Raw genomic sequence first — 13,544 nt, 5'->3', positions numbered from 1 at the left:
TTACATTTCCTGCCCAGGCTGAATCAAAAATTTCCAGAAACATGGAAAATATCCATTAAAAATCCTAATAGCCAGAAATACCCACATTGCATTCATTTTCATTACGGAAAAACTAGAGACGTTTCCGTATCCGCACACCGAAAAAAGTATCATCTGTATTTCAGAAATACCTCGGATGAGTCCTGGGACAAGGGGACACACATGGTTTCTCGAGGGTCATTTTTCCGATGAAAATCGATGGATGCCAAATTGAGTGCAGGCCGGATACAATTTCATAGTTCGTAAACAAGTTCAACCCAACCTGCGCGTTGAAAATATGCAGGATAAAGACATGTATATTGAGAGTATAGCATCCCGCTTCGGTAATTTCCAAATAATGAATCAGTCGACTGAAGTGGATAAAAAAATAGCAACCGCTGATTTCAGTCACTTAACGGGTTTAATCGTCTTGAGAAAATTTTTGACGACGAACTCTGCGTAGACATCCGACTCGGTCGAGAAAGCAAACTCCTCGTTATTCGACCTTAAGATGCCCATCGTTGAACTTCGGTCGCAATAGAAGTAGATCAAAAACGGAAGCGTTTCTTTTCCGGTAAAAAAAGAGACCTGCATGAGATTTCTCTGCAGAGTATCATTCGTCATGTAGCATTTGATTGGAGCTGCTTGTGCTATTTCATCATTCAGCACAACCAGATATACCGGGAGGCGTTTTGCGGTCTCTGCAATGATGCCCGCATATTTATGCAGTGTGTCTTTATCATTACAGACCACAAGCAGTTCAGACTTTATTCGTTTGAGTTTCAGTTCCACTTGCGTAGAAATAGATTTTGGTGTATGGAACTCGGTTATGCCTGAGACTTCGTAGGGACGGTGAAGATTCTGTATATCAAGGAGGCATGCCCGAAGTTTGTCAAGTCTCTGCAGCTCAAGACTTAAGACACGCAGATAGGTGCGTTCAGCATCATCGGCCCGGTAGTAAACTGGATTTGTACCAAATTCGGTAACAAATCCCTGCTGACTCAGATCATCAAGAGTTTCATAAATACGTCCCCGGGGGATACCAGTTAATTCATGGAGTTCGGTTGCTTTCGCAATACCGACGGAAAATAGTGTTGTATATACCTTAGCAGAATACTCCCGCATTCCGCAGGCAACTAATCGATCCTGAATCGCTTTTATAACATCATCTTCTACCAATTAACTATCCCCCTATGACAAACATAGTATCAGGGTTTTTCGTTTATAAAGTTTGTACTCCTCGAATTTCGTACATGAACAGTATCACTGAATGTGAATAGAAACTCCATTACTCACTCCTCGTAGGCGCAAGTGGAAGGATTCATGACATATGATTCCAATAACCTGAATAATCCAAACGTATTCAAATAATTTGGAAGTATTTTGAGAAAATGTTTCAGGAATCAAACAAATCAGCAACGAATGAAAATATATCTAAATTGAGTCCTTTGATATATCCAAGAGAGATTTTGTATAATATTCTCCGAGGATTCCATCCTAAAACGTGAAAGATACTCTATTTCCCCCATTCCTCCAGATTTATTCCGCCCAACTAGGAGCGAAACCATAATAAATCATACCTATAATTCCTGCAGGGATATAACAAAAATTATATATAGTATTTTCGAGTCCGGAACCATGATAATGCAGTAAGCAGAGCAGGAAGATCATAATAATCATATGCCGCCATCTCCAGCCGAAGATCCTCTGGGAGAAGTTCTCCAAATTTCCAGGTAGATGCCGGAAGGCGAGGGAGTGCCTCTGCAAGAGAAAGAACAGACATCCCACTCAATTCTTCAAGGATTACGGCGACAGATTCACCGGCGTCTGGCGTTTCCCAGTCGAAGATCCTAATCGCAAACTGCGTATAATGAACGGCATGCTTGCCGTCGAGCCTGGTTTTCAGGAGATGAGCGAGAGTCTGATTTGTCCGCGTTCCGAGGAATGTGGAAACAACGACCGAGTAACCGTTCAGTTCCGGTTCGGTGCGAAGATGAATGGTCCCGGGTGAAAAATCATCAGGAAGCATTCTGATAAGATCCTCTACCATAGTTTTTTGTTCGAGAGGAAGAGGAAGAGAGGGAATACCTCTTCCAAGAACAGCGGCAACCGACTGACAGACAAGAGTGCTTGCATAACTTCCCCCGTCACCGCCGCTCCAGAACGGACGTTTCACATCCCCTTTGGCGAACGCCGGTTCGATGAGGACACGTTTATGCGCATCATCGCGGTGAAGCAGGCGCCAGGTTTTTCCGGTAAATGAAAATGTCTTTCCCGGATCTCCCGCCACGAACCGCGGGTCCAGTGTCCCGACCACCGTCCCTTCCGGCAAAACGGCAAGAAATCCTCCTGCATCGCGGATAACAGATATGAGAGCAAGCCAGTTGGAACGTCCAAGTTCCATTTCTGCTTTGGTTCCGGCAATATAGAGATCACCGGAACAGGTCAGATAATTTTCCGCAACGAGATATTCCAAAACTGCAGAAAATTGAGCGACGGAGAAATCCTTAAACGGTGTCAATGCGCGAAGCGAATCGATGATGCTTCGAATGCTCATCCCAGTTCTGCCTTTCAGAAGGAGAAACAACTGCTGGACGAGAACATGATACGGACGAGACGGTGCTTTCAGTGACTCGACCGAATGCTGCATCGCCGCCTCGATCACCGAAACGGCGATAAGAAGATCGCACGCATTTGAAACGATAAAGATCATCTTTGCGGGACTTCCACGCCGACCGGTACGTCCAAGCCTCTGCAGGAACGAGGAGACCGAACGAGGAGGACCATACTGAACGACAAGATCGAGCTCCCCTATGTCGACGCCGAGTTCCATCGTGCTCGTACAAATAACACACGTTCCGCCGACCTGCCCGAACGAAAGCTCTGCGGCCTCGCGGTCCTGCGGCGAAACCGAAGAATGATGAAGGAACACCGAAGGAAGCTCCTCGCGTAAAGGAAGAACCAGTTTCTCTGCCAGACTCCTGCTTTCGGTAAACATCAAGGCTTTTTTTCCTGAAACATATCCCGCGATCGCCCGCACCTGACCGGTAAACTCAGGTTCCACCACAAACGTAAACTGTTTTTTCGAAGGAGGTGAAGGAATAGAAACAAGATGTTTTTTTCGATTTGGTCCTGAGAACCAGTCGAGAAGTGCTTCGGGATTTCCAACCGTTGCCGAGAGACCGATCCGAATCATACGCTTTTTTCCAAGAAACTCCAGACGATCCATCAGACAGCGAAGATGAACGCCGCGATCCGACTCCATAAATGCATGGATCTCGTCGATGATGAGGTACCTGACCTCTTTAAACGCGTTTTTAGTTTTTGCATCACTTAAGAGAACCTCAAGTGATTCCGGTGTGGTCAAAAGGATATCCGCATGCTCGGATCCGGCAAAATCAAACCGATCCCGATCGGACACATCACCGTGCTGAACCGCGGCACTAAGTTCGGTACGGGCGCACAGGAAAAGGATTCTGTCCAGCTGATCGTTAATGAGAGCTTTAAGAGGAGAGATATAGATCGCAGACAGATGCTCCGACGGATCCTTTAAAATCCCGTCAAGAACCGGGAAAAAAGCTGACTCGGTCTTACCGCCGGCAGTCGGGGCAAGGACCAGCGTATCGGCCCCGCTGCTTACCGAGAGGTAGGTTTCCTCCTGGACCAAACGAAGATCGTCCCAGCCAAGACCGGTAAGAAGCAGCTCCTGCAGGGTTGGATGAAGCGAAGTAAAGACACTCATGCGCGAAATACGGAATTGAGGTCTTCCCTGAACTCTTCTTTTGACAGGGCGCCGTTACGGATTTTAACAACGGTCCCGTTTTTGATGAACATAAGAGTTGGAACGGCGCGGATGCGAAGTTCAGCTGTGATATGACTGTTCTCTTCAGTATTACATGTACAGAACTGAACCTCGGGATATTCAAGAGAGACATCAAAAAATATCTGAGCGAAAAATCGACATGATCCGCACCAGTCATTAAAAAAATCAATCACAAGAGCAGAAATCTGCAAAGTAAAGGTATTGAAGTTCGCTTCGGTCAGCGTAAGTATAGGCAATGCCTCCGTCGGCGGTGCGGGCAAATCGCGATTATTCGTCATATTCTGATCTTAGATAGGTGACGATCCCTTATCACCATATTGGATATCATTTACAAATCTATTTAAGTTCCACTTGTGTATATTATAAGGCACACGAAGTAGGTGTGAAGCTTTTTGGAAGCGAGGTGGGGTAGTCAGGAAATCCCGACGGGCTCATAACCCGTAGACCGATGGTTCAAATCCATCCCTCGCTATGATTGTACATTATTTTTTTTAACAGCAGTAGCTGCAGATTCATCGTAACTAAAAATAAAATGAAAATTGATCGGGTCAGCGAATCTTGGAAAGGACCCAGGCCGTTCCTTCTGGCGATTTGAAGAGCGGAACATCCTCATCAATGACCGCGATGGTTCGTTCAACCGAGACTTTTTCATCTTTGATCGGATTATATCCGTCACGCATCACGACATCCCGATAAATGCATATCCCGCGCCTCTCCCATGCAGGAGTCAACGCAAGATTCACGCCGCGCGAGAAGGCAAATTCATGCAGCGCGGCGGCATTCATTCCATCCAGCTGTTTCTGCGCATTTGTCGGGGACACCCCTTCGTCCTGAAGAATTTTTTGAGCATAGCCGTTCATATGATTTCTCCACGCCTCCGCCTGCCGCCATGAAAGATAGGCGGGAAACAGTCCTTCCTCGATTGGAATGACCCGGGCATCAAATGCCAGCGGTTCGGAGGCACCTGCATACAAAGTAAATGCCGAGGCGGCAAAAGCCGCCGAAACGGACGCCAGTTTTTCTACCCGGCAGTCGAAAACCGGAGCCGGCACATAGAGACTGATCTCGTCGGAGAATGTGTAGGCAAACGAAGGAGAAAGACCGCTGTCGGTCACGAGTGCACGGGCCGTTTTCACCATTGCATCGGAAAAGACCTTGTCGTAGGGTTTTTTGTACCGGTCTTTGGAAAAACGATGAAAGGATCGGCCGTCAAGCCGCAGCACAAAAGGGACGGTTGTGGAAAGACCGGCAAAAATCTCACGATCTTTCATAATAGAGTATTATTCCCCGAATAAGGGTTCGCCGGCGACCTTGAAGGCCCCGGGGATGTGCCGGACTATGATGATGTCGCCGACTTCTTTGACGATCCGGTAGGGGATGATGACTCCCAGATAATTCTTCGTGTCGATAACATCTTTATTCACGTTTGAGAGAGCGAGACCGCTGATTTTTTTATTGGTAACATCCAGTACAACATCCTCCACCTTGCCGAGGAATACTGCTTTATCGGAATAGACGCTCATCCCGAAGAGTTCTGATATCTGCCACTTCATAGTATTGAATGATATCTGCGTTCCAGCATAAGTAATTTCCTATTTCCGGACAATATACCGAAGATATATTCAACTCATCTGAAAACCAAATATTACGAAATCATGGAATATTTCCAGGTCAGAACCTATACTTCTGCAGATTATGAAGCTCTTTGCCGACTGGATGAACCGCTTTTCGAGGGAATGGGAGGGCATGTCCTCTTTCGCCACATTGAAGAACTCTTCCCGAACCTGTTTTTTGTTGCAGAAAACACACAGACGCATGAGATCATGGGGTATATTCTTGGAGGCATCCATTTCAATGATCCAAAAACGGGAAAGCTGATCAGGATCGGGGTGAAAAGCGACTGCCAGAGAATGGATGTCGGTAGCCATCTTGTAGCCGCGCTATTTACCGAGATGAAAAATCAGGGAGTGAATAAAGTCCATCTTACCGTGGCCGATACGAATACCGCCGCGATATCGTTCTATCTGAAAAAGGGATTTCAGATTAGAAAAAGAGAGGAAAAATATTTTTACCCGAATGCTTCAAGGCTCATTCTGGAAAAAGAGCTTTAAAACTCCATCAGCGGCAGAAGAGGGTCGATATTTTCTGACGTTATCACTTTTTTGAGATCGACAGGTCCGGCATACGGCATTCCTGCAACCACTTTCTGTGCAAGTTTTTTGGATACGCCGGGGATCCATTTGAGAGCGGAAGCCGGCAGCATGTTTATTTGAATCGGGACCGAAAGGGCGGTCAGACTTCTGGCCCCATACGACACGACGGCGGCATTCAAAAGAGTACCGCAGGGGATCTGCATCGGGATCCCAACCAATACAGGATAGGTCCCCATCTGGCGGCCGAAGGAGACAGGGCCTGTTACTTCAATGAGAACACGGCGAAGAACGGTCCCGACTGGAAAGACCCGTTCGAGCATCGGAACATCGAACGTACTTCTGACGTCGTCCTTGAACTGATGGAAAAGTTTGTCGTGCATGCCAAGACAGTTATTTTCATAGGCCTTCGTCCCTTCAAACGGCATGAGTTGGCGAATGTTGACCCGCCGCACGAGAAGACCGGATGCGAGGATCTTATCCAGAAAGGCTTTGTTCAAAGCAAATGTCTCCACCGTTTCTCCGGCAAGTCCGCCGATGAAGTTCAGGCCTGGGAGAAGTTCCGGAATACCGTTTCTTCGCACGGCGCCGACTTCGTTGACGATCTCGATCGCTCGGAATATCTGTTCCGGCGATCCTTTCAGATTGTTTGCCTCAATCACCGCGGGATCGACCGACTCAACACCGAACGCAGCGATGTCTCCTTCGGTATGCCCCTCGACGATGGCGAGAAGTGCTTCGCGGGATGCTTCTTCGTGGCGGGCGATCGTCCCGGGATTCACGTTGTCGATATGCAGGGTCAAAAGATCGGGCGAAGCTTCGCGGATGCCGGAAAACAATGCACGAAGTTTGTCGGGTTCTGGTTTTGGATACTCGGAACCTGATGTTCCAAAAGCCAGCAGATCGGGCTGACGGCCCAGCCGGAAATGTCTGGCGCCGGCTTTTGAAAGAGCAGAGACCTCGGATACGATGCCTTCGATACTCCGCATCCTCGGCATTCCGTAAAACGGTTCCGTGCAGAACGAGCAGCCGCCCGAAATACAGCGGAAGCATCCCTTCGCCGTCTCAAGTTCGCACATCACATGCGGAAAAAACGGATGCCTGCGGATTATCTCGGCGCCAAGAACTGCCCACCGGTCGTAATCGGGATAGGACAGTATTCCATTCGGTTCGCCTCCGGAAAGATACGAGGAAAGAGCCGCTGCCGGTTCTCCGGAAAGCATCGCCGTCCAGCCGGATACCGCTTCTTTTACCGCACGGGCCCCGCCCTGAGGCGAATAGCCGAATCCTATCGGACCGCCCAGAAGCGACACGGTTTTTCCGCGAAGCGTGAATCCTATCTGCTGGAGTTCGCTAAGCGTGGCAGGGGTTCCGGAAAGATATTTTCCCGGAACGGTGACACCGGCGATCATCACGACAACAGGCGCTTCACGGAGTTTTGGAACGCCGAGCGGATCTTTGCGAAGTTCGTCGATCATCACGTACCGAACAGAGTACCCGTGCTCTTTTAGGACGCCCGCAACGGTTCGAATATACGGGGAGATGTAGGGCGGGACCCCAAGGCACGCCGGTTCATCCACATACCCGTCGATAATTACCGCATCAGACGTCATGACCAGCCAGTTTGAGCAGCTTGCGGGCGATCATCAGTTTTCCGTGTTTGATCGGATCCACACTTTTATCGTCAAGATCGAATCCGATCAGCTCTACGGAAGTTGCCCCAAACTCATGAGCTGCGAACACGCACCTGTCCCCGTCGGAGAAGCCGCCGAAGTTATAGACGTTTGAAAGCGGCGTACTCTGCGTTGTTCCAACGATTGGACCGCGGACCTTCGGGACCCATGAACGGATCAGCGGGATGTTGTCCCCGTGAGCATGTAAAACCAAGATCGTTCCGGCATCGTTCATTTTCAGGAAATCCTCGTCCATCCCGTCGATATCCGAGAGAATGATGTCAGGTCTGATTCCCTTCGAAAAAAGTACGCTGGCCGCCGCATCGGCCGCGATCACGACTTTACCAGTAAAATCGGTTTTTTTTATCTCGGCTGGAAGTGACGGAGCGTTGCCGCAGACGATACAGTCTTTCCCGCGAATCGTGTCCTCTAAAAGCGCAATATCATCTCTTACCAGGAGAGATGACAAAATCTCGGCCGAACGCTCATCATCCTCGCGCGAGAATCCAAAATACGCTAGGATACGAACGTAATAGGGTTCCCAGTCTTCAGATCTCATCCCCTTCTCCATCGGAAATGCCAACGAGTTTCATGAAATTGGAGAGAATAGGGTCGATGACCATGGAAAGGAGTTCTTCTTTATCTTTGACCAGGGAAAAAGCGTTCAGCGGGATGGAAAGAGCAGCCATTGTCGCATGACCTCCTGCAGATGCGCCGGGGATCTTGGCAAAAGCCTCCTTCATCACATCCCCGACATGCAGACGGATATCCTTGTTTCTGGCTGAAAGGGTGATGTGCGTATCGGTGATCCCATACACCATGGACGTAGTGACCCCTTCAAGGGTCAGAAGCATATCTGCGGCCTGGGGGATGGCATCACGGTTTCGGACATACCCGACGTTGGAAAAGAGATAGCCCTGCCTAACCTCGCGGTTCATGATCGCAGTTCCTAAAACCTCAATCGTTTCCTGGGAGAGGGACGGGGCCATGATGATTTCAAGGAGGGCACGGTCGGCGTGCGGCAAAAGGAACGCCGCGTTATAGAGATCCTGGGATGAAATATTTCGCTGGAACTCATGCGTGTCCGCACGGATCCCGTAGAAAAGAGCGGTCGCCACTTTCGTATCAATCGGGAGATAGAGTTCCTGAAGGTACTGTGTGAGAATGGAAGCGGTCGCGCCGGCATCGGGCCTGGATTCAAGGAACTCGGGTTTATACTCGCGAACCACACCCTCGGCGCTGTGATGATCGACGATGATGTTGATCTTGGTACTTGGCGGAAGATCGTTGTTCATCCCCGGACCAACGCAGTCGACGAGAGCCAGATAATTGCACTCTGCAAGGATCTCTTTTGTCAGATGCTCCATCTTGATCTCGAGAAGGTTCACGAAGGCACGGTTTTCCTGATGGCCGATGTTGCCTTCGTAGAGGATCCTGGTCGTGAGTTTGCCGTTCGAGGCATCATTTGCGATCACCGATAAGGCCATCGCACTGGAAATCGCATCCGGATCCGGATTTTTATGCGTGATGATGCCGAGTGTCCCCGACCATGACGAAAGAAGCGAGTAAAGTCTCTGCGCATTTCTGGATGCGATGAGATTCGTCATATGATTTACTGCAGATTTCGCCACGACCTTCTGCGGATATAATACGACATCGGCTCCGTTGTCGGCTAACTGATCGGTTGAAAAAAGATCCACGGCACGGGCGATGATGTTTGCATTGGGGTATGCTTTTCTGATGTTCTGGACCGCGGAAAGATTCGCGTCTTTGTCCGAGGAAAGAATGAAAACCACTTCTGGTTCGGGTAGCTTCAGGAGAATCTGCGGATCGCTGATGTCCCCGACAGTTGCCTGGTGGCGGTGGTCACGGAGATCATCGATCCGTTTCTCATCGGAATCAATAATCAGGATGTTTTCATTCGATTCACTCAGCTCTTCAAGTACATTATACCCAAGACTCCCGCATCCCAGCATGAGATATTTTATCTGTTTATTTTTATTCTTGGGGGATACGGCCTGAGTCCCATCAGTCTCAACCATGAGTATCTTATTGGTATTGGTTGGATATTAATGATATGGAGATTGGACGGCCACATAAATGACGGAAGAAAATCTATAAATATTCCCATGACATATGTAATTAGGTCAAACGACACAGAAAACGGGGCCTATAGCTTAGTCAGGAATAGCGACGGACTCTTAATCCGTAGGCCAGGGGTTCAAATCCCTTTAGGCCCGCTTTGTTTTTTACGATTTTTTTAGTATTCATATGATTTTTCGACATCGTTATCAAAAATGACACCGCGATTTGCGGCATGAAAAATCAGTTCAAGAGATCTGAAAAAATAGACGGATCCTATTTCTTTTTAGGATCGTTCTTTCTTTTGGACATGGAGGGAAGATCCAGCATATATTTGCCGTCATCCCCCATACCTATGATAATATCCTGAGATTCTGCAAGCCGTTCGAGGTTCAGTTCATAGCTGCCTTTACTGACGATTCGAACACTCTCGACACGCTCTAAAATATCGGTCGGACGGGTAGCCGGACCCTGGTGTTTTACTTCGAGCACTTCCTGCTCGGTCTCCTCGGCGATTTTTTCGATAGACTTCTCTTCTAAAACATCCGCGTTTTTCACACGGTCACTTACGTAGAGGAATTTTTTTCCTCCGCAACTCGGACATCCGCGAAGGATCTCGACCGATCCGTCACGGAACTCGCGTCCACATTTTGTACACTTGTGCGGCATGGATTACTGTGCTGCTGAAGCCCAAGCAATAAGTCTGTCTTTTTCCCGGGAAAGCATTTTGAGCTGATCGACCGGACCGATGACCATCAACCGCGGAGCATTGCTCTTTTTACCGAATACCTTCGTAAAGAATCCTTTGTCGCCTCCAACCGACGGATAGGTTTCGATCTCGATCCCGGAAAAACCACCCGGCGTGATCTCCATCATGGTCGTCTCGAGAAGCTTACCCTGTTCTTCCGGAGTAAGACCCTGCTCGAGAACAACCACGCAGCCCTGTCGAACATCGTCCAGAATCAGCCGTATCTTTTCATACGACGTCATCTTGGACAGACGATCCGCGGACAGCATATCAATCTGAACACCCTGAATCATTTACCTCACCTGAAAACCTCGGCGATCTTCGAATAAAGCTCGTCCATGTTGTGGCCCTCGAGACCGGAGACCTGAACCACAGGGTGCTGGGGGAATGCACTCTTGATCCTTTGCGGAGCTGCATCCGGCAGATCGATCTTGTTTGCGACGATAATGACCGGGAGTTTGCGGGATTCGATGATACCCACCATCATGATGTTCACATGCATGAACGGATCCTGGGTACTGTCGAGAACATAGATCACGCCGTCGATATCCTCACGCAGCCAGTGCATTGCTTCGGCGACGCCTTCGGTCGCTTCACGGGCTCGGGCCACGGCTTCGTCCTGATCCATACCGTATTCCAGAAACTCGTGATAATCGATCTTTGTGGTGACTCCAGGCGTATCGACGATATCGATCAGCAGCTTGCTGCTTCCCGAGTTGATCTCGACACCTTCCTTTCTTCTCGCACGACGCGTTTCGTGAGGAATTTCGCTGACTGGGCCAACTGCCTCACCGGTCACATCGCGGACAATACGGTTGGCAAGTGTGGTTTTACCCGCATTCGGCGGACCGTAGATGCCCACCCGCGAGCGTTTTTTGCCAAACAGCTTTCCGAAAAAGCTTCTGATACGAGAGAATGCTACCATTAAAACACCTAAATTGGACTATGTAGTATATTCTCCCCTAATGTGATATAAACCTCATGCTATTGTCTGGGGAAAAATGTACGCCTATATGGGGAGAAAATCATCTCCTTTCTCCATGGGCGGACCCTTGGAATAGTGAACCTTCAGCTATGCGACGCATGACCAAAAATATTTAAAAGGATTAAGCAAATACCCCAAGAATATTCGCGAATTTTCGCGCGATCGTAAAAAATACTCAAATCATAAGCCTATTAAGTCATGACAGAGCATTAACTCATTATACCACCCTAGCGTTGGTAAAAACATGACATCACCAGCAAAACAATCCAAAGGAAAAAAGAACAGCGTTCTTGATATCGCAAGTCTGAATGTCATCTCGGTGCCTCCAACGATGAGTATCATCGAAGGGATCCAGATGATGAGCCGGCACAACTTTCGTCGCCTGCCGATCACGGATCCCGGAACCAAGAAACTTATTGGGATTGTAACGATCACTGATGTTATAGACATGATGGGAGGGGGCAGCAGATACAACCTTATTGCAAACAAGCATAAGGGAAATCTTCTGGCCGCCTTGAATGAGAGCCTGCGGGAGATCGCCACGGAAAACGTGACCGGCTTTTCGCCGGCGACGACCGTAAAAGAAGCGGCAAACATCCTTCTGGAAACAGGACATGGAGGTTTTCCGATTCTGAACCCCGACTCCACGATTGCGGGCATCGTCACAGAATACGATCTGATGCGGATGCTTGCCGGAACGGAGTCGGAACTGGTGGTCGACGAGATCATGACCCCGTGTCCGAAGAAGGTCTCGCCCGATCTGCCTCTGAGCAACGTAACAAAACAGATTGTGGATGACGGATACCGCCGGTTACCCGTAGTAAAAGACGGGATCCTGCTCGGTATGATCACGGCAACGGACATCATGGGCTATCTTGGAAACGGCAGAGTCTTTTCCGAGATGCACACCGGAACCGTTGATGAGGTCCTCAGCCTCCCGGTAAGGGATGTAATGACGGCTTCCGACATCAGAACGGTCGCAACCGACATGCCGATCAGCATTGTGGCACAAGAGATGCTGAACCGCGGGATCGGAGCCTTCCCCGTTATGGACGGAGGAAAGCTGAGCGGAATCGTGACCGAATTCGATCTGGTAAAGGCTCTCACAGGAACGATCTGAACATTTCACCAAATGGCGCCTGAGAATATATGCAGGCGATTCACCTGGTGGAAACCCGAAAACATCCTCTGCAGGCGTTGGACTGCAAAGCAAAACGATGTTTTCCGCCGCACGATTGAATAAAACTCTTCAAAGGAGGAAGCAAACATGAACCAGAAACTAACCGTAAAAGACGTAATGTCCAAACCCGTTTCGATTGCAAAATCTGCACTGATCCCGGAAGCTCTTTCAAAGATGCTGGCAGAAGGGATCGATCCGATCGTCGTCACTAACGACCACGTAGTCGTAGGTACGGCAGCACGTAGGACCATCGCAGAAAAGATGGGAAGCAAAAAAACCGGCAATATTCCGGCATCCCAGATTCGCGTTGCAAGCGTCACGAAAGAGGACTTTACCTCGGTTTATCAGGATCAGGACGCGGAGTTACTCGTCCCGCTTCTCCAAAGATACAAGGTTGTTATTGTTTGGGATGAAGAACACCGTCTCATAGGTCAGGTCACGAAAGGCGACCTGCTGAGACATATGGTTCCCGAAGGACCGCTGGATACATTCACCGAGATTGCTCCCCGTATCACGCCGGACGACCGCCTCGTCCAGCTTCACCGCAGAATGGCAAACAACGGCGCAACCCGGTTTATCGTGATGGACGGAAATAAATCCGTCGGTATTGTCACGGAAACGGATATTGCAAAGGTCCTCGTAAAACTGAAAAGCGAGATCGACAAACACTTCGACAATGCGCTCCGAAACGTAACCGCAGGGGACATCATGTCAACACCCCTCATTACTGTGCAGACGAACACCCCTGTCTCCAAAGTAGTGGACATGATGCTTACGAAAAATATCAGTACCGTTCCGATCGCTGAAGGTGAGAAGGTCGTTGGATTCATTACCAGAAAATCCCTGGTGAATGCACTCTGACCACCTCTCTTTTTTTATATAATA

The 13,544-nt window shown here is 48.9% G+C and carries 14 protein-coding genes and 2 tRNA genes; 5 read left to right on the top strand and 11 right to left on the bottom strand.

All coding sequences use genetic code 11. From position 1 onward, the window contains the following. Positions 1–426: 426 nt before the first annotated feature. The 3 genes from MLAB_RS09395 to MLAB_RS03985 all read right to left on the bottom strand — a co-directional run bounded on the left by MLAB_RS09395 (position 427) and on the right by MLAB_RS03985 (position 4,119). Positions 427–1,197 carry a TrmB family transcriptional regulator gene (locus tag MLAB_RS09395; protein ID WP_011833134.1) on the bottom strand — a complete coding sequence of 257 codons (771 nt, stop codon included), beginning with the start codon at positions 1,195–1,197 and terminating at the stop codon, positions 427–429. A 430-nt stretch (positions 1,198–1,627) separates the two neighbouring features. Further along, complete coding sequence (locus MLAB_RS03990; RefSeq protein ID WP_011833133.1) at positions 1,628–3,760, bottom strand: DEAD/DEAH box helicase; 2,133 nt, start codon at positions 3,758–3,760, stop codon at positions 1,628–1,630. Next, on the bottom strand, positions 3,757–4,119 hold the full coding sequence (locus MLAB_RS03985) for a thioredoxin family protein (RefSeq protein ID WP_011833132.1): 363 nt from the start codon (positions 4,117–4,119) through the stop codon (positions 3,757–3,759). Before MLAB_RS03985 ends, MLAB_RS03990 begins: the two co-directional genes overlap by 4 nt. Positions 4,120–4,238: 119 nt before the next feature. Between MLAB_RS03985 and MLAB_RS03980 the strand changes: the two genes are divergently transcribed. Then, positions 4,239–4,313: transfer RNA gene (locus MLAB_RS03980), tRNA-Met, on the top strand. A 76-nt stretch (positions 4,314–4,389) separates the two neighbouring features. Here MLAB_RS03980 and MLAB_RS03975 read toward each other — a convergent pair. Both MLAB_RS03975 and MLAB_RS03970 read right to left on the bottom strand, forming a co-directional pair. Further along, the gene (locus tag MLAB_RS03975; RefSeq protein WP_011833131.1) at positions 4,390–5,112 is read right to left on the bottom strand and encodes a tRNA(His) guanylyltransferase Thg1 family protein; all 723 of its coding nucleotides are present in this window, start codon (positions 5,110–5,112) and stop codon (positions 4,390–4,392) included. Between the two features lie 9 nt (positions 5,113–5,121). Continuing rightward, positions 5,122–5,394: a PRC-barrel domain-containing protein gene (locus MLAB_RS03970; protein ID WP_011833130.1), complete on the bottom strand. Its 273-nt coding sequence runs from the start codon at positions 5,392–5,394 to the stop codon at positions 5,122–5,124. A gap of 102 nt (positions 5,395–5,496) precedes the next feature. On the opposite strand from MLAB_RS03970, the gene MLAB_RS03965 reads away from it, so the two are divergent. After that, complete coding sequence (locus MLAB_RS03965) at positions 5,497–5,952, top strand: GNAT family N-acetyltransferase (protein ID WP_011833129.1); 456 nt, start codon at positions 5,497–5,499, stop codon at positions 5,950–5,952. Here the strand turns inward: MLAB_RS03965 and MLAB_RS03960 are convergent. From MLAB_RS03960 to MLAB_RS03950, 3 genes are read right to left on the bottom strand one after another with little or no spacing between them, the layout of a single operon-like run. Beyond that, positions 5,949–7,604 carry a radical SAM protein gene (locus MLAB_RS03960; protein WP_011833128.1) on the bottom strand — a complete coding sequence of 552 codons (1,656 nt, stop codon included), beginning with the start codon at positions 7,602–7,604 and terminating at the stop codon, positions 5,949–5,951. The two genes, MLAB_RS03965 and MLAB_RS03960, sit on opposite strands and share 4 nt — an antisense overlap. Then, positions 7,594–8,223 (bottom strand): 6-hydroxymethylpterin diphosphokinase MptE-like protein, encoded by a 630-nt coding sequence (locus tag MLAB_RS03955; RefSeq protein WP_011833127.1) that lies wholly within the window; start codon positions 8,221–8,223, stop codon positions 7,594–7,596. Before MLAB_RS03955 ends, MLAB_RS03960 begins: the two co-directional genes overlap by 11 nt. Beyond that, a complete protein-coding gene (locus MLAB_RS03950) occupies positions 8,213–9,706 on the bottom strand; it encodes a DHH family phosphoesterase (RefSeq protein ID WP_011833126.1) in 1,494 nt (497 codons plus the stop codon). The genes MLAB_RS03955 and MLAB_RS03950 overlap by 11 nt, the downstream gene beginning before the upstream one ends. A gap of 124 nt (positions 9,707–9,830) precedes the next feature. Between MLAB_RS03950 and MLAB_RS03945 the strand changes: the two genes are divergently transcribed. Next, positions 9,831–9,904: transfer RNA gene (locus tag MLAB_RS03945), tRNA-Lys, on the top strand. A 118-nt stretch (positions 9,905–10,022) separates the two neighbouring features. Here MLAB_RS03945 and MLAB_RS03940 read toward each other — a convergent pair. From MLAB_RS03940 to MLAB_RS03930, 3 genes are read right to left on the bottom strand one after another with little or no spacing between them, the layout of a single operon-like run. Then, a complete protein-coding gene (locus MLAB_RS03940) occupies positions 10,023–10,415 on the bottom strand; it encodes a Zn-ribbon domain-containing protein (RefSeq protein ID WP_011833125.1) in 393 nt (130 codons plus the stop codon). 3 nt (positions 10,416–10,418) lie between these two features. Next, complete coding sequence (locus MLAB_RS03935; RefSeq protein WP_011833124.1) at positions 10,419–10,787, bottom strand: DUF2073 domain-containing protein; 369 nt, start codon at positions 10,785–10,787, stop codon at positions 10,419–10,421. A 5-nt stretch (positions 10,788–10,792) separates the two neighbouring features. Beyond that, positions 10,793–11,419, bottom strand: a complete 627-nt coding sequence (locus tag MLAB_RS03930; RefSeq protein ID WP_011833123.1) for an Era-like GTP-binding protein — start codon at positions 11,417–11,419, stop codon at positions 10,793–10,795. A gap of 304 nt (positions 11,420–11,723) precedes the next feature. On the opposite strand from MLAB_RS03930, the gene MLAB_RS03925 reads away from it, so the two are divergent. Both MLAB_RS03925 and MLAB_RS03920 read left to right on the top strand, forming a co-directional pair. After that, on the top strand, positions 11,724–12,599 hold the full coding sequence (locus MLAB_RS03925) for a CBS domain-containing protein (RefSeq protein ID WP_011833122.1): 876 nt from the start codon (positions 11,724–11,726) through the stop codon (positions 12,597–12,599). Positions 12,600–12,746: 147 nt separating this feature from the next. Continuing rightward, positions 12,747–13,520, top strand: coding sequence for a CBS domain-containing protein (locus MLAB_RS03920; RefSeq protein ID WP_011833121.1), 774 nt, complete (start codon positions 12,747–12,749; stop codon positions 13,518–13,520). The last annotated feature ends 24 nt before the right edge of the window (positions 13,521–13,544 follow it).

This window comes from Methanocorpusculum labreanum Z, assembly GCF_000015765.1.
Taxonomy (GTDB): Archaea; Halobacteriota; Methanomicrobia; order Methanomicrobiales; family Methanocorpusculaceae; genus Methanocorpusculum; species Methanocorpusculum labreanum.
This window is presented reverse-complemented; position numbering and strand designations above follow the sequence as displayed.

Excerpts from the sequence above, each read along its gene's own strand:
- MLAB_RS03930 (WP_011833123.1), bottom strand. The coding sequence starts at position 11,419 with ATGGTAGCATTCTCTCGTATCAGAAGCTTTTTCGGAAAGCTGTTTGGC.
- MLAB_RS03960 (WP_011833128.1), bottom strand. The coding sequence starts at position 7,604 with ATGACGTCTGATGCGGTAATTATCGACGGGTATGTGGATGAACCGGCG.
- MLAB_RS03970 (WP_011833130.1), bottom strand. The coding sequence starts at position 5,394 with ATGAAGTGGCAGATATCAGAACTCTTCGGGATGAGCGTCTATTCCGAT.
- MLAB_RS03925 (WP_011833122.1), top strand. The coding sequence starts at position 11,724 with ATGACATCACCAGCAAAACAATCCAAAGGAAAAAAGAACAGCGTTCTT.
- MLAB_RS03975 (WP_011833131.1), bottom strand. The coding sequence starts at position 5,112 with ATGAAAGATCGTGAGATTTTTGCCGGTCTTTCCACAACCGTCCCTTTT.
- MLAB_RS03935 (WP_011833124.1), bottom strand. The coding sequence starts at position 10,787 with ATGATTCAGGGTGTTCAGATTGATATGCTGTCCGCGGATCGTCTGTCC.
- MLAB_RS03990 (WP_011833133.1), bottom strand. The coding sequence starts at position 3,760 with ATGAGTGTCTTTACTTCGCTTCATCCAACCCTGCAGGAGCTGCTTCTT.
- MLAB_RS03950 (WP_011833126.1), bottom strand. The coding sequence starts at position 9,706 with ATGGTTGAGACTGATGGGACTCAGGCCGTATCCCCCAAGAATAAAAAT.
- MLAB_RS03955 (WP_011833127.1), bottom strand. The coding sequence starts at position 8,223 with ATGAGATCTGAAGACTGGGAACCCTATTACGTTCGTATCCTAGCGTAT.
- MLAB_RS03985 (WP_011833132.1), bottom strand. The coding sequence starts at position 4,119 with ATGACGAATAATCGCGATTTGCCCGCACCGCCGACGGAGGCATTGCCT.
- MLAB_RS03965 (WP_011833129.1), top strand. The coding sequence starts at position 5,497 with ATGGAATATTTCCAGGTCAGAACCTATACTTCTGCAGATTATGAAGCT.
- MLAB_RS03940 (WP_011833125.1), bottom strand. The coding sequence starts at position 10,415 with ATGCCGCACAAGTGTACAAAATGTGGACGCGAGTTCCGTGACGGATCG.
- MLAB_RS03920 (WP_011833121.1), top strand. The coding sequence starts at position 12,747 with ATGAACCAGAAACTAACCGTAAAAGACGTAATGTCCAAACCCGTTTCG.